This window comes from Achromobacter sp. UBA4530 (assembly GCF_002388205.1).
In the GTDB taxonomy this organism is placed as follows: Bacteria; Pseudomonadota; Gammaproteobacteria; order Burkholderiales; family Burkholderiaceae_B; genus Achromobacter; species Achromobacter animicus.
Window position 1 is genome coordinate 70668 of the sequence record NZ_DGMA01000025.1, and the last position, 19326, is coordinate 89993.

The 19326-nt window shown below is 67.1% G+C and carries 19 protein-coding genes; 9 read left to right on the forward strand and 10 right to left on the reverse strand.

What is annotated here, in order from left to right; all coding sequences use genetic code 11:
• The first annotated feature begins 1 nt into the window (after position 1).
• The 8 genes from B2W22_RS17225 to B2W22_RS17260 all read left to right on the forward strand — a co-directional run bounded on the left by B2W22_RS17225 (position 2) and on the right by B2W22_RS17260 (position 8214).
• The gene (locus B2W22_RS17225) at positions 2-949 is read left to right on the forward strand and encodes an N-carbamoyl-D-amino-acid hydrolase (RefSeq protein WP_175125726.1); all 948 of its coding nucleotides are present in this window, start codon (positions 2-4) and stop codon (positions 947-949) included.
• A gap of 10 nt (positions 950-959) precedes the next feature.
• Entirely contained in the window at positions 960-1814 is an 855-nt protein-coding gene (locus tag B2W22_RS17230) for a transporter substrate-binding domain-containing protein (RefSeq protein ID WP_279975642.1), read from the forward strand.
• A 73-nt stretch (positions 1815-1887) separates the two neighbouring features.
• Entirely contained in the window at positions 1888-2634 is a 747-nt protein-coding gene (locus tag B2W22_RS17235; RefSeq protein WP_286938972.1) for an amino acid ABC transporter ATP-binding protein, read from the forward strand.
• 20 nt (positions 2635-2654) lie between these two features.
• Positions 2655-3332, forward strand: coding sequence for an amino acid ABC transporter permease (locus tag B2W22_RS17240; protein ID WP_234015831.1), 678 nt, complete (start codon positions 2655-2657; stop codon positions 3330-3332).
• A 137-nt stretch (positions 3333-3469) separates the two neighbouring features.
• Complete coding sequence (locus tag B2W22_RS17245; RefSeq protein WP_286938974.1) at positions 3470-4144, forward strand: amino acid ABC transporter permease; 675 nt, start codon at positions 3470-3472, stop codon at positions 4142-4144.
• A gap of 235 nt (positions 4145-4379) precedes the next feature.
• Positions 4380-5738: an amino-acid N-acetyltransferase gene (argA, locus tag B2W22_RS17250; RefSeq protein ID WP_175125729.1), complete on the forward strand. Its 1359-nt coding sequence runs from the start codon at positions 4380-4382 to the stop codon at positions 5736-5738.
• 104 nt (positions 5739-5842) lie between these two features.
• Positions 5843-6115, forward strand: coding sequence for an oxidative damage protection protein (locus B2W22_RS17255; RefSeq protein ID WP_105238082.1), 273 nt, complete (start codon positions 5843-5845; stop codon positions 6113-6115).
• A gap of 146 nt (positions 6116-6261) precedes the next feature.
• Positions 6262-8214 carry a phosphocholine-specific phospholipase C gene (locus B2W22_RS17260; protein ID WP_286938976.1) on the forward strand — a complete coding sequence of 651 codons (1953 nt, stop codon included), beginning with the start codon at positions 6262-6264 and terminating at the stop codon, positions 8212-8214.
• A 21-nt stretch (positions 8215-8235) separates the two neighbouring features.
• On the opposite strand, the gene phoU is transcribed toward B2W22_RS17260, so the two are convergent.
• The 5 genes from phoU to rmuC all read right to left on the reverse strand — a co-directional run bounded on the left by phoU (position 8236) and on the right by rmuC (position 14588).
• Positions 8236-8964, reverse strand: a complete 729-nt coding sequence (phoU, locus tag B2W22_RS17265; RefSeq protein ID WP_175138741.1) for a phosphate signaling complex protein PhoU — start codon at positions 8962-8964, stop codon at positions 8236-8238.
• 164 nt (positions 8965-9128) lie between these two features.
• Complete coding sequence (rpiA, locus tag B2W22_RS17270; RefSeq protein ID WP_175138742.1) at positions 9129-9809, reverse strand: ribose-5-phosphate isomerase RpiA; 681 nt, start codon at positions 9807-9809, stop codon at positions 9129-9131.
• Between the two features lie 39 nt (positions 9810-9848).
• Positions 9849-11513 (reverse strand): isovaleryl-CoA dehydrogenase, encoded by a 1665-nt coding sequence (locus B2W22_RS17275; protein WP_286938978.1) that lies wholly within the window; start codon positions 11511-11513, stop codon positions 9849-9851.
• 50 nt (positions 11514-11563) lie between these two features.
• On the reverse strand, positions 11564-13132 hold the full coding sequence (locus tag B2W22_RS17280; RefSeq protein ID WP_286938979.1) for an amidase: 1569 nt from the start codon (positions 13130-13132) through the stop codon (positions 11564-11566).
• 70 nt (positions 13133-13202) lie between these two features.
• The gene (gene rmuC, locus B2W22_RS17285) at positions 13203-14588 is read right to left on the reverse strand and encodes a DNA recombination protein RmuC (protein ID WP_175125740.1); all 1386 of its coding nucleotides are present in this window, start codon (positions 14586-14588) and stop codon (positions 13203-13205) included.
• A 132-nt stretch (positions 14589-14720) separates the two neighbouring features.
• Between rmuC and B2W22_RS17290 the strand changes: the two genes are divergently transcribed.
• A complete protein-coding gene (locus tag B2W22_RS17290) occupies positions 14721-15419 on the forward strand; it encodes a PhoP regulatory network YrbL family protein (RefSeq protein WP_239212068.1) in 699 nt (232 codons plus the stop codon).
• On the opposite strand, the gene B2W22_RS17295 is transcribed toward B2W22_RS17290, so the two are convergent.
• The 5 genes from B2W22_RS17295 to B2W22_RS17315 are packed head-to-tail and all read right to left on the reverse strand — an operon-like array spanning position 15416 to position 19322.
• The gene (locus B2W22_RS17295) at positions 15416-16105 is read right to left on the reverse strand and encodes a DNA-3-methyladenine glycosylase (RefSeq protein WP_286938982.1); all 690 of its coding nucleotides are present in this window, start codon (positions 16103-16105) and stop codon (positions 15416-15418) included. The two genes, B2W22_RS17290 and B2W22_RS17295, sit on opposite strands and share 4 nt — an antisense overlap.
• Before the next feature lie 25 nt (positions 16106-16130).
• Positions 16131-16487 carry an arsenate reductase gene (locus tag B2W22_RS17300; protein WP_175125744.1) on the reverse strand — a complete coding sequence of 119 codons (357 nt, stop codon included), beginning with the start codon at positions 16485-16487 and terminating at the stop codon, positions 16131-16133.
• Positions 16484-17293 (reverse strand): ABC transporter permease subunit, encoded by an 810-nt coding sequence (locus B2W22_RS17305; protein WP_056567137.1) that lies wholly within the window; start codon positions 17291-17293, stop codon positions 16484-16486. Before B2W22_RS17305 ends, B2W22_RS17300 begins: the two co-directional genes overlap by 4 nt.
• Positions 17290-18201, reverse strand: coding sequence for an ABC transporter permease subunit (locus B2W22_RS17310; RefSeq protein ID WP_175125746.1), 912 nt, complete (start codon positions 18199-18201; stop codon positions 17290-17292). Before B2W22_RS17310 ends, B2W22_RS17305 begins: the two co-directional genes overlap by 4 nt.
• Positions 18198-19322, reverse strand: coding sequence for an ABC transporter ATP-binding protein (locus tag B2W22_RS17315; RefSeq protein WP_175125748.1), 1125 nt, complete (start codon positions 19320-19322; stop codon positions 18198-18200). Before B2W22_RS17315 ends, B2W22_RS17310 begins: the two co-directional genes overlap by 4 nt.
• Positions 19323-19326: the final 4 nt, after the last annotated feature.

Sequence of the window (19326 nt, forward strand, 5' to 3'; positions counted from 1 at the left end):
CATGAGCAAACGTCCCTTCGGCCTGGCGGTCGCGCAGATGGGTCCGGTGCAACCGCAGGAGACGCGCCGGCAGGCGGTGGCGCGCCTGCTCGCGATGATGCGCGAGGCGCATGGACGCGGCGCGCGCCTGGTGGTGTTTCCGGAATTGGCGCTGACCACCTTCTTTCCCCGTTACTGGATGACGGAAGAAGAAGCGATGGCGCGCTACTTCGAAAAGGAAATGCCCGGCCCCGAGACCCGCGTGCTGTTCGACACCGCGCGGGAGCTGGGCATCGGCTTTTACCTGGGCTACGCCGAGATTGCCTCGGACGGCCGGCGCTTCAACACCAGCATCCTGGTCGACGCCAACGCGCGCATCGTCGGGCGCTACCGCAAGATCCATCTTCCGGGCCACAGCGACCACAAGCCCGAGGCGCCGTTTCAGCACCTGGAAAAGAAGTTCTTTGAAGTCGGCAACGACGGCTTCAACGTCTGGGAAACGCTGGGCACGCGCATCGGCATGTGCCTGTGCAACGACCGCCGCTGGACGGAGACCTGGCGCGTGCTGGCGCTGCAGGGCGCCGAGATCGTGGCGCTGGGATACAACACGCCGTCATTGAACATCCACTGGAACGAACCGGTCCATTTGCGCATGTTCCACCACCTGCTCAGCCTGCAGGCGGCCGCGTACCAGAACGCGGTCTGGGTGGCCGCCGCAGGCAAGGCCGGCAACGAGGACGGCAGCCACCTGATCGCCGGATCGGCCATCGTCGCGCCCACGGGCGAGATCGTGGCGCAGGCGCAGGGGGAGGAGGACGAGGTGATTTTCTGCCAGGCCGATCTGGCGCTGGGAGACACCTTCAAGCAGCACATCTTCAACTTCGCCGCCCACCGGCGCCCGGAACACTACGGCTTGATACTCGAGCGCGTGGGGGCCGGTCCCGCCCTGGGCAAGACGCCTCTTCCCTAAAGGACCTGTCATGACCCGCCTTCTCCGCACCCTGACTTTTGCCGGCCGCTGCGGCCTCACGCTGTGCCTGGCCGGCGCCAGCCTGGCCGCGGCCGCCCAGCCGCTGACGACCGGCGTGGACGCCACGTTTGCCCCCCACGCCATGCCCAAGCTAGGCGGCGGGTTGGACGGCTTCAACATCGAACTGGGCCAAGCCATCGCCAAGCAGCTGGGCACCACCATCAAGATCGAAGGCACCGAGTACGCCGCGCTGATCCCGGGCCTGAACGCCAAGAAATACGACTTCGTGCTGGCGCCCACCACGGCCACCGAGGAACGCGCCCGCGCCCTGCTGTTTTCCGAGGGGTACCTCAACACCGACTACACCTTCGTGATCGGCAAGAACGGCAAGGACATCAAGGGCCTGGATGATCTTAAGGGCAGGAAGCTGGCGGTCAACAAGGGGTCGGCCTACGAGAACTGGGCGCGCGACAACGCAGCCAAGTACGGCTTCACCTATGACGTGTACGCCTCCAACGCCGACGCGGTGCAGGCAGTGCAGGCCGGCCGCGCGGACGCCAACCTGGCGGGCAACACCGTGGCGGCCTGGGCCGCCAAGCAGAATCCGGCCGTGCGCACCAGCTACACGATCAAGACGGGCCTGGTCTGGGCGCTGGCGTTCCGGCTGGACGACAAGGCGGGCCGCGACCGCGTGTCCATGGCGCTCAAGTGCCTGAAGCAGGACGGCACGGTCTCCAAGCTGGCGCAGAAGTGGTTCGGCTTCACGCCCGCAGCCGGTTCGGCGGCGGCCACCGTGACGCCGGGTCAGGGCGTCCCGGATCTGCCGGGCTACGACGCCCAGCCGGTCGAGCTGCGCTGCAGCTGATTTTCCGACGCACCGCCAACGACTGGGTAAGGAGCCGCCACGCGGCCCCTGCCCGCGCATTGAGGAGCTTTCGATGGAAACGCCGATCCTGAAAATCGCCGGGCTGCACAAGTCCTATGGCGACAACGCGGTCCTCAAGGGGATCGACCTGGACGTGAGCCGCGGCGAACTGGTCTTCATGATCGGCCCGTCCGGCTCGGGCAAGAGCAGCCTCCTGCGCTGCTGCAACCGGCTGGAGGAGCCGACCGCCGGCAGCATCCACGTCGACGGCGAGGAGATCACCGCCCCGTCGGCCGAGTTGAACCGCATCCGCCAGAACATCGGCATGGTGTTCCAGCACTTCAACCTGTACCGCCACATGTCCGTGCTGTCGAACATCACGCTGGCGCTGCGCAAGGTGCAGAAACTGGCGCGCGCCGAAGCCGACCGCCGCGGCTTGGAGGCGCTGGATCGTGTGGGACTGGCCGACAAGGCCAGCGCCTATCCCGACCAGTTGTCCGGCGGCCAGCAACAGCGAGTGGGGATCGCGCGGTCGCTGGCGCTGCGGCCCAAAGTGGTGCTGTTCGACGAGCCGACCAGCGCGCTGGATCCGGAGCTGGTCGGCAGCGTGCTGAACGTGATGCGTGAACTGAAGCGCGACGGCATGACGATGATGGTGGTCAGCCACGAGATGGGCTTCGCCCGCGCGGCAGCCGATCGGGTGGTGTTCATGGACGGCGGGGTGATCGTCGAGCAAGGCCCGCCGCAGGACGTCTTTGGCGCCCCCCGACAACCCCGCACCCAGACCTTTCTGGCCAGCATGGCGGAACATGCCGCGTAAGGCGGTTTGAAGAGCGCTCCATGGATCTGAATGCCCTGCTGTTCTCGTTTTTCAACGCTGAGGTCGCCTGGCGCTACCTGCCCGACATCCTGGCCGGCATGTGGGTCACGCTGCAATTGGGCGTGGCGGTTGCCGCGACCGGCGTGGCGCTTGGCCTGGTGCTGGCCGTGGTGCGTGCGCTGCGTATCCGGCCGGTGAACTTCCTGATCATCTGCTTTGCCGACATCCTGCGCGCGCTGCCGCCGCTGGTGGTGATCATGGTGTTGTTCTTCGCGTTCCCGTACATCAACCTGTCGATGTCGGCGTTCATGGCGTGCTGGCTGTCGCTGTCGCTGGTGCTGGCCGCGTTCGCCGAGGAAATCTTCTGGGCGGGCATCCTGTCCGTGCCGCGCGGCCAGGCCGAGGCGGCGCGCTCCACCGGGCTGAACTGGCTGCAGAGCATGGTGTATGTCGTGATGCCTCAGGCCATGCGGCTGACGGTCGCGCCGCTGACCAACCGGGTCATCGCCATCACCAAGAGTACGGCGCTGGGTTCGGTCGTGGGATTGAGCGAAGTGCTCAACAACGCGCAATCGGCCAGCAGCAATGCGGGCAACGCCACGCCGCTGACCTTGGCTGCGGTGGCGTGCCTGCTGATCTTCCTGCCCGTGGTGATTCTGGGGCGCTGGACCGAAACGCGCTTCAAGTGGAAGCACTGAGGGGAAGTCCTGAAGGGAAGCACTGCCGCAATCACTGAGCGGACGCGTCTTTACGAATAGATATCGGGCGGGAAGCGAGGCCGATTACGCCAGCCCGGCACAACAAGGGAGCCCCGAACGGGCCCCAGGGGAACCGCATGGACGAAATCCTGCAGAATTTCTTCAATCTGAACATCTATGTCAGCGTCGCGCCGTACCTCTTGCAGGGGCTGGGGCGCACGCTGATGCTGTCGGCCATGGTGATCCCGGTGGGACTGGCCTCGGGACTGCTCATCGGCGTGCTGTCCGTCACGCTGAAAGCCCGCTGGTCGCGCGTGCTGCTGGCCATCTACATCGACTTCTTCCGCGCGTTGCCGCCGCTGGTGCTGCTGATCTTCATTTACTTCGGGGCGCCGTTCCTGGGCCTGGACCTGCCCAAGCTGCTGGCGGTGGCCGTGGGCTTCATGCTGAACAATTCGTCCTATTACGGCGAGGTCTTCCGTGCCGGGCTGGAAAGCGTGCCGCGCGGGCAGATCGAGGCGGCGCGCTCAACCGGCCTGTCCGCCTGGCAGACGATGTGGCACGTGCAGATTCCGCAGGCCTCGCGCAACGTCATGCCGGATCTCATCAGCAACACGCTCGAAGTGGTCAAGCTGACCACGCTGGCCAGCGCCGTGGCGCTGCCGGAACTGCTGCGGGTGGCGCGCGACGCCCAGTCGCTGGTCTACAACCCGTCGCCCATCGTGCTGGCGGCGCTGTTCTACCTGGCGCTGCTGTGGCCGGTGGTGCGCCTGCTCAGCCGGCTGGAACACCGGCAGCTTTCCCGGCATTGACCCTTTTAGCGCGGCGGCCAGTGCGGCGGCCAGTGCGGCGGCCAGCGCGGCGGCCCGGCTCGCCACTGGAACTTCCTGTGGGGCGCCCGCAACAATGCGTGCTACGCACCGCGCGGACCGCACCAGCGCGCGCCCTATAATTCCGCGTAGCGCCGCCCCCTGAGGCGGCGCTCTCCGCACGGCCTGCCGGCCTGCGCCGTCCCGCGACCCATAGGATTGTTAAGCAACTCACACCATGCCCGACCTGGAACCAGACACCGTCTCCGCCCTTGAAGCCCCTGAATTCGCCGCCGCGCAGTTTGTGCGATGGTTCCGAGACGTGGCCCCCTACGTGCACGCGTTCCGAGGCAAGACCTTCGTGGTGGCATTTGGCGGCGAACTCGTGCAGGCGGGCGCGTTGAACGCCCTGGTCCAGGATCTGTCCCTGTTGTCGTCGCTGGGCATCCGGCTGGTGCTGGTGCACGGCTCGCGGCCCCAGGTCAACGAGCAACTGCGCCTGAAGGGCTACACGCAGCAGTTTGACCGGGGCCTGTCCCCTACCGACGCCGCCGCGCTGGAATGCGCCAAGGAAGCCGCCGGCGAGATCCGTCTGGACATCGAAGCCGCTTTCAGCCAGGGGTTGCCCAACACGCCCATGTCGCACGCGCACATCCGCGTGATCTCCGGCAATTTCGTCACCGCGCGTCCCACGGGCGTGCTGGATGGTGTGGATTACAAGCACACCGGCCAGGTGCGCAAGATCGACATCGAGGCGCTGAAGTTCGCCATCGAGAAAGGCTCGTCGGTCGTGCTGCTGTCGCCGCTGGGGTTCTCGCCCACCGGCGACGCCTTCAATCTGGCGATGGAAGACCTGGCCACCAGCGTGGCCGTAGGCCTGCGCGCCGAAAAGCTGATCTTCCTGTCCAGCTCGCAGGGCGTGCTGAACGACGATGGCACGCTGGACACCGAACTGGCGCGCGTGGATGCTGACGCGCTGCTGGCGGGCGGCGAGCTGGACGAAGAGACCCATTCCTTCCTGCAGTACGCCTCGCTCGCGGTCAAGCGCGGCGTGGCCCGCGCCCACCTGCTGCCGTTCGAGCTGGACGGCAGCGTGCTGCTCGAGATCTTCACCCACGACGGCGTGGGCACCATGGTGGTCGAGGACACGCTGGATGACCTGCGCCCCGCCACCATCGACGACGTGGGCGCCATCCTCAGTCTCATCGAGCCGCTGGAAGCCGACGGCACGCTGGTGCCGCGTCCGCGCAGCGTGGTCGAGCGCGACGTCGAAAACTTCACTGTGCTGGAGCACGACGGCGTCATCTACGGCTGCGCGGCGCTGCATGACTTCCACGACGAGCAGATGGCCGAAATGGCCTGCCTGATCGTGCATCCCGAGTGGCAAGGCTCCGGCGAAGGCGAGATCCTGCTGCGCCACATGGAATCGCGCGCCCGCGCGCTGGGCGCCAAACGGCTGTTCGTGCTGACCACGCGTACCTCGCACTGGTTCATGAAGCGCGGTTTCGTGCAGGGCGGCATCACCGACCTGCCCCGCGAAAAGCAGAACAACTACAACCGCTCCCGCAACAGCCTGGTGTTCATCAAGAAGCTCTGACACCGGCCTGCGGCGCGATTCCGCGGTAAGCAAGAGGGGCTTGGCGCCCGACGCACGCCAAGCCCGCTAAAATGTGGCGTTATTCATTTTTCCGGCAGCGAACCATGGCCCGTATCGTCAACTGTGTGAAACTGAAACGTGAAGCCGAAGGGCTGGACTACCCGCCCTACCCCGGCGAAGTCGGCACCCGCATCTGGCAGAGCATTTCGAAGGAAGCCTGGGAAGACTGGAAAGGCGTGCAGACCCGTCTGGTGAACGAAAACCGCCTGAACCTGGCCGACGCCCGCGCACGCAAATACCTGCAGCAGCAGATGGAGCGTTTCCTGTTCGAAGACGGCAGCGTCGAAGCCGACGGCTACGTTCCTCCCTCGGCGTGATCCGCCCCCGCCGCGCCTTCGGGCATGCGGCACGGCAAAGCCCCTCGCACGCGAGGGGCTTTGTTTTTTGCGGCGCGCCGATACGCGCCGCCAGCGTGCAGGCGAAGGCCTTAAGATTCAAGGTTGCAGACCGTATTAAAGCTGTCATGAAAGAAGAATCGCGCCCGCCCCTCCACCCGGACCCGTCCCCTGTCATTGCGCGCGCGTTGGCGATCGAACCCGACCGCAAGACCGGCACGCTGCAGGATGTGCGGCATGTCGTGATCCTGATGCAGGAGAACCGGTCCTTCGACCATTACTTCGGCACGCTGCCCGGCGTACGCGGATTCGCCGATCCGCATCCCGTGCCCACGCGCGCGGGCACGGTGCTGACGCAGACCGATGGCAGCGCGCATTGCCGCCCCTACGATTTGCAGACAGAGGTCGCCAGCGACAAGCCGGTCGGCTACACCACGCCGCACACCTGGGACGATTCGCAGCGCGCCTGGAACGATGGCCGCATGGATCAGTGGCTGTCCGCGAAGAGCCGGCTGGGCATGGGCGCCTACCGCAGCGCCGACGTGCCGTTTCAGACCGCGTTGGCCAATGCCTTCACGTTGTGCGATGCCTATCACTGCTCGGTCCAGGCCGGCACCAATCCCAACCGGCTGTTTCTGTGGACCGGCACCAACGACCCGCAGGGCGCAGCCGGCGGCCCCGCGCTGGTCAACACCTACGACCGGCTGGGTCCGGCGGGTGAAGGTTATTCCTGGACCACATACCCCGAGCGTCTGCAGGACGCCGACGTGACCTGGTGCATCTACCAGGACATGGCGGACAACTACAACGACAATCCGCTCGCGGGCTTTCAGCAGTACCGACGGCAGCATGCGGGCACCATGGGCAACGCCCCGCTGCGCGACCGCGCGCTGGCCACGCGCACGCTGGAGGATCTGGCGCGCGACGTCGCGGACGGCACGCTGCCGGCCGTGTCGTGGATCATCGCGCCCACGGCGGATTCGGAACATCCCGAGGTCTCGTCACCTCGCCAGGGCGGCGCCTACACCGAGCGCGTGCTGGACATTCTGACGGCGCATCCCGACACATGGAGCCGTTGCGTCCTGTTCGTCACCTACGACGAAAACGATTGCTTCTTCGACCACGTGCCCCCGCCCGCCCCGCCGGCGCGCCACCCGGACGGCGAGTCGGGCGGCCTGTCCACCGTGGAACTGGACGGCGAATACCACGACGCGCGCCGTGGTCCCAGCGCGTCCACGGCCGACGATCCGGCCGGGTTGTACGGACGCGCCTTCGGCCTGGGCCCGCGCGTGCCGATGCTGGTGGTCTCGCCCTGGAGCCGCGGCGGCTGGGTCAATTCGCAGGTGTTCGACCACACGTCGGTCATCCGATTCCTGGAAACGCGCTTTGGCGTGGCCGAACCCAACATCAGCCCCTGGCGCCGCGCAGTGGCGGGCGACCTGACGACGGCCTTCGATTTTACCGGCGACAGATGTTCGCATCACCCCGACAGCCACCGCCACGCGTGTCCTCTGCCCTACGTGCTGGAAGCCGTAGGCAAGATCACGGCCGACGGCCAGCATTACCGCCTGACGCTGCGCAACCCGGGCGGCGCGGGCGCCGTGCTGCATGTCTACGACCGCCTTGCGCTGGCGCATCCGCCCAGGCGCTACACGGTGGGCGCGGGCGCGCGTCTGGATGACGGATGGAGGCTGGCCGCGGGTGGCGCGTACGATCTCTGGCTGCTGGGGCCGGATGGCTTTCACCGGGCGTTCCGCGGCGATGCGCAGGATGCGGGCACCCTTGAAGCGCAACTCGTGCCCGTGACCTCGGGCCTGCGCCTGCGGCTCGTGAACCACGGCGACATGCCCCAGCCGGTCAGGGTGGAGTCGCGCATGAACGATGGCTGGCGCGCGATGGCCCACGTGCCCGCAGGCGGCGCGGTCGAGCTTAAATACGCCGGCTGCGAGGGCTGGTACGACCTGGAAGTGGGTGCGCCGGCGATGCCGGCCTTTGGACGCCGGCTGGCGGGCCGCATCGACGCGGGCAAGCCGGGGGTGCCGGATCCCCGGCTGTGCCAGGGAGCGGCGCTGCCGCTGTGAAGCGGCAGCCGGTCTTTCTGTTTACTGCTCCGAGGTGTCCTCGGTTTCTTCTTCGCCGCGCGCCAGGCGCTCGGTGTTCTTCACGCCGGTGTGGCGCACGTCGGCGCCCTTGACCATGTAGATCACGCGTTCGGACATGTTCTTGGCATGATCGCCGATGCGCTCAAGCGCGCGGGCGATGAAGATCATGTCGATGGCGCGTGAGATCGTGCGCGGATCTTCGATCATGTACGTGATCAGGTGACGCAGCGCGCCCTTCCATTCCTTGTCGACTTCCTTGTCGCTGCGCACGACGGCGGCGGCCTGGATGGGGTCGAGGCGGGCAAACGCGTCCAGCGCCTGGTGCAGCATGTTGCGCACGTTGGCGGCCATGTGACGCAGTTCGATCACCGGAATGTGGCGCAGTTCGCCTTCGTGGACGCGACGGGCGACGGTGGCGACCTTCTCGGCTTCGTCGCCGGAACGTTCCATGTCGGTCAGCATCTTGGACACGGCCATCAGCATGCGCAGATCGATGGCGGTGGGCTGGTGCCGGGCCAGGATGCGGCTGATGCTTTCGTCGATCTCGACTTCGTGGCGGTTGACTTCCTTTTCCCGCTCGCGAACCTTTTCAACCAGCGACATGTCGCCGCTGGCCAGCGCGTCGATCGCTTCCTGGATCATGGCTTCCACCACGCCGCCCATTTGCAAGAACTGCGAACGGACGCTTTCCAGATCGGCGTCGAACTGTTTGTTTGTATGCTCCGTCATCCGGGCTCCCTGCGTGGTTGATCTCATTGCATTGCCCCGAAAGTAGAGAGGTTACGAGATGGGCCTGCACAACCGGCAAGGTTATGACCCAAGTGTGACAGGATTATGAATGCGGGCCCCGCACCCCGCAAGACGGAGCGGCGGGACCCGCATCACAACCGGACTCAGGCGCGGCGGTCCAGGCGGCGGATGCCGTTCTGGGTGGCCAACAGCGCCACGTCGGCGCCGGACAGCGCGAACAGGCCGCAGGTCACGACGCCCGGCAGGTTGTTGACGATGGCCTCGAACGCGGGCGCGTCAGTAATGGAAAGACCCGACACGTCCAGGATGATGTTGCCGTTGTCGGTGACGAAGCCCTCGCGCAGGCGGGGCTGGCCGCCCAGCGCGGTCAGTGCGCGGGCCACGGATTCACGCGCCATCGGGATGACCTCGAGCGGCAGCGGGAACTTGCCCATCGTCTGGACCAGCTTGGATTCGTCGGCGATGCAGATGAAGCGCTCGGCTACCGAGGCCACGATCTTCTCGCGCGTGAGCGCGCCGCCGCCGCCCTTGATCATGTGCAGATCGGCGTTGATCTCGTCGGCGCCGTCCACGTAGATGGGCATCGTGGACACGTCGTTCAGATCCAGCACCTTCAGGCCGTGGCCGGCCAGGCGCGCCGCGCTGCGCTCGGAGCTGGCGACCGTTCCGCCGATGCGGCCCTTGAATCGCGCCAGGCCATCGATGAACAGGTCGGCGGTGGAACCGGTGCCCACGCCGATGATGACGTCAGGGCCGGCGACCTGTTCGACGAATTCCAGGGCCGCGTCGGCGGCTTGCTGCTTGAGTTCTTGCTGGGAGAGCATGGCGGTAGAAGTGCGGAAAAGTTGCTTGAGCCGGGAAATTTAGCACGCGGCGATGGCGGGCCAGGCGCGCGACAGGATGGCCTGCGTGTCGACGCCGGCGGCCAATTCGCCAAAGATGCCTGACGCTTCCTGCAGGCGGCGGCCGACGAAGGCCTGCGCCACCGCGCCGGGCGCGTGCTCGATGAGCAAGGCGGCCTGCCACAGGCGCGCCAGACCGGCGGCGATGCGACGCGCCTGGAATGGCGCCTGCTCGCCATCGGCCAGCAGCGCGCGCCAACGCGCCAGCGCCGCGTCGAACTCCCGGTGCTGGCCGGCGGCGCGGGCGAATTCCGCGTCCAGCGCCGGCAGCGCGTCAGGCTCGCGCTGCAGCGCCCGCAGCACGTCCAGCGCCATGACGTTGCCCGAGCCTTCCCAGATGGAATTGACGGGCGTTTCCCGGTACAGGCGCGGCATCGGCCCTTCTTCGACGTAGCCGTTGCCCCCCCAGACCTCCATGCACTCGGCCACAGCGGCGACCGCGCGCTTGCAGACCCACAGCTTGGCGGCCGGCGTGCCGACACGGACCAGCGCGCGCGCGGCCGCGTCGCTGCGTTCGTCGACGGCCCGCGCCAGACGCAGCGCCAGCACCATGGCCGCTTCGCTTTCGAGCGCCAGGTCGGCCAGCACGTTGCGCATCAGCGGCTGTTCGATCAGCGGTTTGCCAAAGGCCTGACGATGCCGCGCATGATGCGCCGATTGCGCCAGCGCCTGGCGCAGCAGCGCCGCGCTGCCCAGCACGCAATCGAGCCGCGTGGTGCCCGCCATTTCCAGCAGCACGGTCAGGCCGCGGCCGGGATCGCCCACCATCACGCCCCAGGCGTCTTCGAATTCGACTTCCGAACTGGCGTTGCTCCAGTTGCCCAGTTTGTCCTTCAAACGCCGCACGCGCACGGCATTGCGCGGGCCATCCGGTATCCAGCGGGGGACGAAAAAGCAGCTCAGCCCCTCATCGGTCTGCGCCAGCACCAGATGGGCGTCGGCCTGCGGCACTGAAAAGAACCATTTGTGTCCGACCAGCTGATAGGCGCTGCCGCGCCCTGGCGCGCCCAGCGGCGAGGCTCGGGTAGTAACGGCGCGCAGGTCGGAGCCGCCCTGCTTTTCGGTCATGCCCATGCCGATCAGCGCGCTGCGTTTGGCGGTGAGCGGCGCATCGCTGCCATCGAAATCCCGCGCGTAGAGCGCAGGCAGCCACTGGCCCGCAAAATCCACGAAGCCGGCAGGCTCGCGTTGCAAGAGCGGAACGGCGGCAAAGGTCATGGTGGTCGGACAGAGCGTGCCGGCCTCGACCTGGCCTTGCATCAAGTAGGCGGCGGCGCGCGCCACCTGCGCGCCCGGCGCGGGCTGCATCCACGCGCGGCTATGCAGGCCGCGCGCCATGATGCCGCTCATCAGCACGTTCCAGGCGGGGTGAAAGTCGATGCGGTCCACCCGATGGCCGGCGCGGTCGTAACTGACCAGTCGTGGCGGACAGCGGTTGGCCTCGGCGCCCGCGGCCAGCGTCTGCGCGCGGCCCAGCCAGGCGCCATGCGCGGCGAGGTCGCCCGCCCACGCTTCGGCGCCCTCGCGGCGCACGGCCTCGCGCAGCGCCGGGTCGGTGTCGTACAGGGAATAGTCTTCCAGGGGCGGCACCTGGTTGAACACGGTATGCGTCGCGAACGATGACATGGAGTCTCCCTGGTTCGAACGGCCGCGGCGGCGCGGGTTGCCCGCAGCCGCTACCCGGCCATGGGCGCGGTCAAGGGCCAGGGCCGCAGCGCTTCGACCTGCGCCGCCAGTTCCAGCAGCTGCGCCTCGGCGCCCAGTGGTCCCATCACCTGGATGCCGATGGGCAGCCCGTCCGCGGACATGCCAAACGGAATCGAGATGGCGGGCATGCCGGTCAGGTTCGCCAACGGCGCGAAGGGCGAATAGCCGATGACGCCCTTCTTGCCCAGACGGTAGGCCAGATAATCGGCGTTGTCCATGGCGTAGCGGCCGATGGGCGCGGGCGGCAATGCCAGCACCGGACTCAGAAACAGGTCATAGCCCTGGGCGCCATCCCGATGCAGGAAACGCCCGATGCGGCGGGTGATCTCGTGGCAGGTGTCGACGCAGGCCACATACTGCGCACCGGAGATCGCGCGGGCATATTCACGCGCGCCGAGCGTGGTGGGCTGCAGTTCGTCAGCGGCCAGGCGCCTGCCGCGCGCGGCCACGAAGCTGTCGATGGCGTTGGCGGCCGCGCTGGCGATCAGCGGCAGCATCGGCGACAGGACTTCCTCGGAGCCGACGGGCGGCGCCTCCTGCACCAATTCATGCCCCAGCGAGGCAAAGAACCGGGCCGCCTCGTCCAGCGTCGCGGCAACATCCGGATGAATGGCCTCGCCTTCGTAGGTGGTGTTGATGAAGGCAATGCGCCGGCGCGGCGCCGCGCTCGGATCGGCGGCAACCCGGGCCACCACCCCGCGATAGGACGCCGCGGGCGGGACGGGCGCGGCATAGGGCGCACCCACGTCGGCGCCCGCGCTGATGTCCAGCGCCGCCGCGCAGTCGCGCACGGACAGAGTCATCATGTGTTCGGTAGCCAGGCCGCCCCAGCCTTCACCTTTAAGCGGACCGAGCGGCATGAGGCCGCGCGACGGCTTCAGGCCCAGCACACCGCAGCACGACGCCGGGATGCGGATCGAGCCGCCGCCATCGCTGCCATGCGCGATGCGCACCATGCCGCTGGCGAGCGCCGCCCCGGCGCCGCCACTGGAGCCGCCCGCGCTGTGGCCCTTTTTCCAGGGATTCTGCGTGGCGGGGCCATAGACGGGCGACTCCGTCGTGGGGCTCAGGCCCAGCTCGGCGCTGGTGGTGCGGCCGAACGGAATCAGCCCGGCGCGCCGGTAACGTTTGACGATGTCGGCATCGAGGTTCCACGTGACCTGGCCGTACAGCACGGACCCCATCGCACTGGGCAGGCCGATGGCCGCCGTGGCGAGGTCCTTGAGCAGGGTCGGCACGCCGAGGAACGGCCGGTCGCGCAGCAGCGCGAGGCGCTGCTCGGACGTCAGCGACGCCAGTTCTTCGTCCAGGGACTGGGCCAGCCGCAGCCCGGCTTCGGCCTGCACGCCGCAGGCGGCATTGACGGATGGATTGCGCGCTGCGACGCGCTCGACCGCCTGCTGCATGGCAGTCAGCGCGGTGGTGGCGCCTTGGGCGATGTCAGCGCCCAGCGCCGTCGCGTCGAGAGAAGAGGAATCATGGCGTTCGGCGATGCTCATGCTGACGATGCTCCAGGTATCGACGGCGAAGTGCCGCATGCATGAGGATATCGGCAGTCAAGGCGGGCAACAAGCGCGCCCGGCGACGGGCGCGCCCCAGCTTGCCTGTTCAGACGGCGCCGGCCGACGGCGCGCGGGGTTCCTCGGCGTCGTCGTCCTCGGGATCGGCGGCGTCCGCCGACGCCCCGCCCAGCAGGCGCAGCGCATCGGCTTCCGGCAGCGCTTCAACGCCCTTCAGGTTGCGCAGCATGGCGCGGGTGCGCACCTCGGTCTGGCCGATCTTGTTGCTGGCGGTGTCCAGCGTCTTCTTGACGCTGGCCAGCGATTCGCCGAACTTGCCGAACTCGGTCTTGACGGCCCGCAGCACCTGCCACACCTCGGAGGAACGCTGTTCGATCGCCAGCGTGCGGAATCCCATCTGCAGGCTGTTCAGCAGCGCGGCCAGATTGCTCGGACCCGCCACATTGACGCGCAGGTCGTGCAGCTTGTCCAGCAGGCCGGGGCGGCGCAGCACCTCGGCATACAGGCTTTCCGTGGGCAGGAACATGATGGCGAAGTCGGTCGTGTGGGGCGGCGCGATGTACTTGCCGGCAATCAGCCGCGCCTGGACCTCGACCGCGCGGCCCAGTGCGGCCCCGGCCACCTTGACGCCCTCGGCGTCGGCCGCTTCCTGCGCGTCCATCAGGCGCTCGTATTCTTCCTTGGGGAACTTGGCGTCGATCGGCAGCCAGACCGGATCGCCGCCGTCGCCACGCCCCGGCAGCCGGATGGCAAATTCCACGGCCGCGTCGCTGCCCGGCACCGGCTTGACGTTGCTGGCGTACTGATCGGGCGTCATGTTGTCTTCGATCAGGCGCGCCAGTTGCACTTCGCCCCACGTGCCGCGGGACTTCACGTTGGTCAGCACGCGCTTCAGGTCGCCCACCCCGGCGGCCAGCGCCTGCATTTCACCCAGCCCCTTGTGCACGGCTTCGAGGCGGTCGGACACCAGCTTGAAGGACTCGCCCAGCCGCTGCTCCAGCGTGGCATGCAGCTTCTCGTCCACGGTGCGGCGCATTTCGTCGAGCTTGGCGCTGTTGTCCGACTGCAGCGATTGCAGGCGCTGATCCACCGTGGCGCGCACTTCCATCAGGCGCCGTTCGTTGATCTGGATGAGGCCCTGCAATTGTTCAGAGAAGCCGGCGGCAAAGCGCGACAGCGATTCGGCGGATTCGGCCCGGGCGGCCTGCGCATCGCGCGACAAGCCCGCGCGCAGATCGCCGTGCGACTGCGCCAGTTCCTGCCGCAGCGCGCGTGTGGATTCGGAAAACTCGCTGCGCAGGCCGCGCTGGCCTTCGGCGATGTCGGCGCGCAGCGCGCGCTCGGTGCGCTCCAGTCCTTCCAGCAGGGCGTCCAGTCGGGGATCGGTGGCGGACGGGCGCAGCCAAGCCAGCACGGCGGCCACGAAGGCCAGCACGGCGCCGCCGGCGGCGACCCAAAGCAGAATATCGTTCAAGAAAGGCGTCTCCAAAGCGCGAATTGTAGGTCCCATTCCGCCCCCCTTTCCAGCCTGCTCCGCCAGCGTGAAGGCGCGGCGGGAGCAAGAGGATTAAACTGGCGGCCATCTGCATGGATACCCCTCGCTTCTTTGAACTCCGCCGACCGCTCCGCCTGCACGCCTGCCGTCTCATTCCAGTCCGTGTTCGGACCGCTGAACCTGGATTCGGCAACGCCACTTGCCACGGGCGGAGACCGGCACATTTTCCAGCACCCGCACTCCCCCGCCCTGCTCGTCAAGGTCATGGACATGCGCGCGCGGGCAATCTACCTGGAAGCGCGGCCGTTCAAGCGCTGGTACAAGCAATATCAGCGCGAAAGCGCCTACCGCGTGTACCTGAACGAGATCTCGGAATACGTCACCACCACGACGCGCCCGTCCGGCGTGTGGCAGGTGCCCATGGCGCGCATCGTCGGGGTGGCGCAGACCTCGCTGGGCCTGGGGCTGGTGGTCGAAAAGATCACCGACGAAGCCGGCAACATGGCGCCGACCGTGACCGATCTGGCCATGAAAGGCCTGCTCGACGATGCGCTGAAAGCGCAGCTCGATGCGTTCTTCGATGATCTGGCCGATGCGCACGTCGTGGTGCACGACATGTCGACCAGCAACATCGCCGTGGGCCTGAACGCCGACGGCAAGAAGGGCCTGTACCTGATCGACGGCTTCGGCGTGCTGCCGCTGATCCCGCTGTATGCATGGAGCAAGCGCCTGAACCGCCGCCGCCTGCAGCGCAAGTACGCCGAACTGCGCGAATCGCTGGCCCGGCGCATGCGCGAAGCCGGCATCTAGCCGCCGGCTGGCGCCTCGGGCAGCACGATGCCCTGCCGGTCCACCCACACGTAATCCTGTCCCGCGCGCTGCCCGCGCCGCAGCGGGTTACGCGTGCAGAACGCGGCGTAGGCCGGGTCCACGAAACGGTAGCTCAGGTGTTCGTCGCGCCCCGCCGGAATGCCCAGCCGCGTGGTGCAGATGAGATACGGCGGCGACTCGCCCACGTCTTCCACGTACAAGGCGTCGGGATCGAAACGGCGGGCGTCCCATTCAGGCACTTTCAGGCCCAGCGACCGGCACAGCAGCGTCTGGCCCGCGCAAAGCGCGCCCAGCGCCCGAGGCCGCCCTTGCGCATCGGGGTTCAGTTCGCGCATCCGTTCAAGCGACTCGGGGCCGGACAGCGCGTCGGTCCACGGATAAGCCGATTTGATCAGCACCGCATTGCCGGGGCCGCCCGCGCTGAAGTTCAGCGAATCGCCCCCGCGGGCGTAGTACATGTAGATGGTGCCGCCGTCCATGAACAGGGCGCGGCGCTTGTGGGTGTAGCCCAGAGAGGCATGGCTGCCCCGCTCTTCCAGGTAGTAGGCCTCGGTTTCGATGATGCGGGCCGACAGCCACAGGCCGCCGGCCCGGTGGCGGATCACCTTGCCGGGCAACTCGCGCGCCAGCTGAGCCGCGTCGCGGTCAAAGAAGGCGTCCGGCAAGGCCTGTCCGGCCCCGCCGCGGGCCTCAGGCGAAACGTTCGCCGTAGCGCTTTTCACTGAAACCAACACTCACCTCGCCATCCGGCGTGACGGTGACCGGACGGCGCACCAGGGCCGGGTACTCGGCGATCAGCTTGGTCCACTGGGCGTCGGTGTGGGCCGTCTTGCGGTCCTCGGGCAGGTTGCGCCACGTCATGGAGGCGCGGTTGACCAGCTTTTCCCAACCGCCGACCTGCTCGGACCAGGACTTGAGCGTCGCGGCCGGCACCGGCTCGTCGCGGTAATCGACGAAGGCGTGGTCAACGCCATGCTCGGTCAGCCAGTCGCGCGCCTTTACGCAGGTGCTGCACTTGGTCAGGCCATACAGGGTGGTTTGCGTCATTTGGATTCGGACTCCTTGCGCCATTGCATGCGGTTGGCGAGGATCACGCACGTGCCCACCGCCAGGATGAACAGGGTGGCCAGCGCGTTGATCTCGGGCTTGAGGCCCAGCCGCACCCGGGAGAAGACCTCCATGGGCAGCGTGCTGGAGCCGGGGCCGGACAGGAACGACGCGATGACGACGTCGTCCAGCGACAGCGTGAAGGACAGCAGCCAGGCCGACGCCAGCGCCGGCGCAATCAGCGGCAGCGTGATCTTGAAGAACACGGTGATCGGGGTGGCGCCCAGGTCCAGCGCGGCTTCTTCCAGCGAGCGGTCCAGGTCGCGGATGCGGGTCTGGATGACGACGGCTACGAACGCCATGCACAGCGTTACATGCCCCACCCAGATCGTGAACATGCCGTTCTGCTCGGGCCAGCCCAGCGCACCGCGCACCTCGACGAACATCAGCAGCAGCGAGATGCCCAGCACAACTTCGGGAATCACCAGCGGCGCGCTCAGCATGCCGACGTACAGCGCAAAGCCGCGGAACCGGCCCATGCGTCCCAGCACATAGCCCGCCCAGGTGCCGATGACGACGGCCGCGGTGGCCGTCAGCACGGCAATGCGGAACGACAGCCAGGCGGCGCGCAACAGCGCGTCGTCATTGACCAGCGAGTGATACCAGCGGAACGAAAACCCGGTCCACGACGTGACCGAGGGCGACTCGTTGAACGAAAACACCATCAGGCTGAGGATGGGCACGTACAGAAAGAAGTAGCCCAGCCCCAGCACCACGGCGCGCAGCGTCTTGTTCGGACCGTTCATTTGCGGTCTCCGCCCTGCTGCTTGACCTGGCTGTACTGGAAGTACACCAGCGGCACGAGCAGCAGCAACACCATCACGCACGTCACGGCCGACGCCATCGGCCAGTCGGCGTTGTTGAAGAATTCATTCCACATCACGCGGCCTATCATCAGCGTGTTCGCGCCGCCCAGCATTTCGGGGATCACGTATTCACCGACGGCCGGAATGAACACGAGCATCGCGCCCGCGATCACGCCCTGGCGCGACATCGGCACCGTGATCTGCCAGAACGCCTGCCACGGCCGGGCGCCCAGGTCATAGGCGGCTTCGAGCAGGCGCAGGTCCATCTTCACCAGCGTCGCGTACAGCGGCAGGATGAAGAACGGCAGGTAGGCATAGACCATGCCGATGTACACGGCCAGGTCGGTGCGGTAGATCTCGAGCGGACTGGAGATCAGGCCCAGGCCCTGCAGCAGGTTGTTGAGCAGCCCGTCGTTGCGCAGGATGCCCACCCAGGCATACACGCGCAAAAGCAGCGACGTCCAGAACGGCAGGATCACCGCCAGCAGCAGCAGGTTGCGCACGCGCGCCGACGACCGGGCGATGTAGTACGCAATGGGGTAACCCATCAGCACGCAGACGAGCGTGGTGATGCCGGCGATCTTCACCGAGCTGAGGTACGTGCGGAAATATTGGTTTTCCGTGAACAGCAGGATGTAGCCGCGCAGGTGCAGGCTGAACTGGATCGCCTCGTCCTGAAACTGCGCCAGCGACGTGTACGGCGGAATGCCGAACTTCATCTCGGCAAAGCTGATCTTCAGCACCAGGAGGAACGGCAGCAGCAGAAACAGCACCAGCCAGGCGAACGGCGGCACCACCGCCAGCGCCCTGCCCGACGGGAGCCACTCGCGGGGCGAAAAGCGGATCATGACGCAAGCACCGTCGCGCTGTCGGCGTCCCAGCTCACGAAGATTTCTTCGTCGATGCCCGGCGCGTCCATCTGGGCCAACAGGCGGCTGGGCACGCTGGCCTCGACCGTCTTGCCGGAGTCCAGGCGGATCTGATAGAGGGCGTAGCTGCCCATCCAGGCCATGTGGCTGACCATGCCGTGGGCCCAGTTGTATTCGCCGTCCGGTTGTTCACGCGAGACCAGCAGGCGCTCGGGCCGGATGGAGACGTGCACTTCCATGCCCAGGGGTTCGCTGACCCCGTGGTTCACGAAGAGCGGACGGGTCAGTTCGTCGCATTCAATGGCCACATGATCGGGCTCGTCGACAACGATGGTGCCCGTGAACATGTTGGTCGACCCGATGAAGCTGGCGACAAAGCGCGAGTTCGGGAAGGCATACACGTCCTGCGGCGTGCCGCACTGAACGATCTGGCCTTCGGTCATGACGGCCAGGCGGTGCGCCATGGTCATGGCCTCTTCCTGGTCGTGGGTGACCATGATGCAGGTCACGCCGACCTGTTCCAGGATCTTCACGAGTTCGATCTGCGTCTTCTGGCGGATCTGCTTGTCCAGCGCCGACATGGGCTCGTCCAGCAGAAGCAGCTTGGGACGCTTGACCAGGCTGCGCGCCAGCGCCACGCGCTGCTGCTGCCCGCCTGAAAGCTGGTTAGGCTTGCGGCGCGAATAGCCCGCCATCTGCACCAGGTCCAGGGCCTCGAACACGCGGTCATGGATTTCGGCGCGGTCCACGCCTTCCTGCTTGAGGCCGAAGGCCACGTTGGCCTCGACCGTCATGTGCGGGAACAGCGCGTACGACTGGAACATCATGTTCACGGGCCGGCGGTACGGCGGCACGCTGGTGATGTCCTCGCCGTCCAGCAGGATCTGGCCCGAGGTCACTTCCTCGAAGCCCGCCAGCATGCGCAGCAAGGTGGACTTGCCGCTGCCCGAGCTGCCCAGCAGCGCGAAGATTTCGTTTCGCTTGACGGACAGGTTGACCGAACGCACGGCCACCACATCGCCAAAGATCTTTACCACATCGGAGACCCGGACGAACTCGTCCGGGTCCGCCTGCTGCGCCGAGTAACGGCTATCGTTCATGATG

Coding starts and splice junctions, on each gene's coding strand:
- B2W22_RS17225 (WP_175125726.1), top strand. CDS start 2: ATGAGCAAACGTCCCTTCGGCCTGGCGGTCGCGCAGATGGGTCCGGTG.
- B2W22_RS17230 (WP_279975642.1), top strand. CDS start 960: ATGACCCGCCTTCTCCGCACCCTGACTTTTGCCGGCCGCTGCGGCCTC.
- B2W22_RS17235 (WP_286938972.1), top strand. CDS start 1,888: ATGGAAACGCCGATCCTGAAAATCGCCGGGCTGCACAAGTCCTATGGC.
- B2W22_RS17240 (WP_234015831.1), top strand. CDS start 2,655: ATGGATCTGAATGCCCTGCTGTTCTCGTTTTTCAACGCTGAGGTCGCC.
- B2W22_RS17245 (WP_286938974.1), top strand. CDS start 3,470: ATGGACGAAATCCTGCAGAATTTCTTCAATCTGAACATCTATGTCAGC.
- argA (WP_175125729.1), top strand. CDS start 4,380: ATGCCCGACCTGGAACCAGACACCGTCTCCGCCCTTGAAGCCCCTGAA.
- B2W22_RS17255 (WP_105238082.1), top strand. CDS start 5,843: ATGGCCCGTATCGTCAACTGTGTGAAACTGAAACGTGAAGCCGAAGGG.
- B2W22_RS17260 (WP_286938976.1), top strand. CDS start 6,262: ATGAAAGAAGAATCGCGCCCGCCCCTCCACCCGGACCCGTCCCCTGTC.
- phoU (WP_175138741.1), bottom strand. CDS start 8,964: ATGACGGAGCATACAAACAAACAGTTCGACGCCGATCTGGAAAGCGTC.
- rpiA (WP_175138742.1), bottom strand. CDS start 9,809: ATGCTCTCCCAGCAAGAACTCAAGCAGCAAGCCGCCGACGCGGCCCTG.
- B2W22_RS17275 (WP_286938978.1), bottom strand. CDS start 11,513: ATGTCATCGTTCGCGACGCATACCGTGTTCAACCAGGTGCCGCCCCTG.
- B2W22_RS17280 (WP_286938979.1), bottom strand. CDS start 13,132: ATGCGGCACTTCGCCGTCGATACCTGGAGCATCGTCAGCATGAGCATC.
- B2W22_RS17300 (WP_175125744.1), bottom strand. CDS start 16,487: ATGACGCAAACCACCCTGTATGGCCTGACCAAGTGCAGCACCTGCGTA.
- B2W22_RS17305 (WP_056567137.1), bottom strand. CDS start 17,293: ATGAACGGTCCGAACAAGACGCTGCGCGCCGTGGTGCTGGGGCTGGGC.
- B2W22_RS17310 (WP_175125746.1), bottom strand. CDS start 18,201: ATGATCCGCTTTTCGCCCCGCGAGTGGCTCCCGTCGGGCAGGGCGCTG.
- B2W22_RS17315 (WP_175125748.1), bottom strand. CDS start 19,322: ATGAACGATAGCCGTTACTCGGCGCAGCAGGCGGACCCGGACGAGTTC.